Here is a 1,072-nt window from a genome sequence, read left to right on the forward strand (position 1 = left end):
TCAGTGATAAAGTCCCCCATAACTGTTCCAGGAAAATGTCACTCTGAGATAATAGCATCCATGAAACAGGAGCGAATGACATTGTTACGAAAGGAACTGAATCGTATCAGAGTTATCGGAGCGCTTGTCGACGGCCGTATGACGAACAAGGAGGCGGCGGAGAAACTGGGGCTCTGTCAACGGCAAATCATCAGGATCAAGAAGAAGTTCATTGCTCAAGGGACGGCGGGGCTTATTCACGGCAACCGCGGCAGGAAGTCTCGGCACAGGATCGGAGATGAGGTTCGGGAGTCGGTGCTGAAGGCGTATCGCGAGGTGTATTACGATTTCAACTTCTCTCACTTTACGGAATACCTGAACGAACGGGAGGGGATCAAGCTCAGCCGAGCAAGTGTCGTACGCATTCTGAAGGATGAGGGGATCAGGAGCAAGAAAGGGGTACGGCGGCGGCCGAAGCTTCACCGTTCTCGACCGCGGAAGGAGGCCGCGGGGATGTTGTGGCAGACTGACGCCACGTCTTTTGAATGGTTTGGCAGGGAGAACGGGCGTGCGGCGCTGCACGCTTATATTGACGACGCCTCGGGGATTGTCGTCGGCGCTCACTTCTCGGAGAACGAATGTATGGCGGGCTATGTTACGGCTCTGGGAATGGGGATCGAGCGTTACGGGCTGCCGATGGCGATTTACAGCGACCGGCATGCGATTTTCCGTTCTCCCAAGGCACGGGCGCGGGATGATGAGGATTGGATCGAAGGGAACGAAGGGAATGAGGCGGGGAAGGGAGAGCCGTCAAGCTGTTTCGGGCGGGGGCTGAAGGATCTTGGGATCGGGCAGGTTTTTGCCTTGACGCCGGAGGCGAAGGGGCGCGTCGAACGGCTTTGGAACACGATGCAGGACAGGCTGCCCGGGGAACTGAGGCTTCTTGGCGTCTCGGATATCTCTGCGGCCAACGAGGTTTTGCCGAAGCTCATCGTCAGGCACAACCGGAAGTTTGCCGTCAATCCGGCTGAGGGTGAGGACGTTTATGTGAAGCCGGAAGGCAAGGTCGATTGGAATTTTCTCTTTGCGCGGC

1 protein-coding gene is annotated in these 1,072 nt (G+C 56.7%); it reads left to right on the top strand.

What is annotated here, in order from left to right; all coding sequences use genetic code 11:
* The coding region (locus tag FYJ74_RS11580; protein ID WP_154529722.1) for an ISNCY family transposase at window positions 1-1,072 on the top strand (1,072 nt) is incomplete at both ends.

The sequence above is a fragment of the Pyramidobacter porci genome (assembly GCF_009695745.1).
Classification (GTDB): Bacteria; Synergistota; Synergistia; order Synergistales; family Dethiosulfovibrionaceae; genus Pyramidobacter; species Pyramidobacter porci.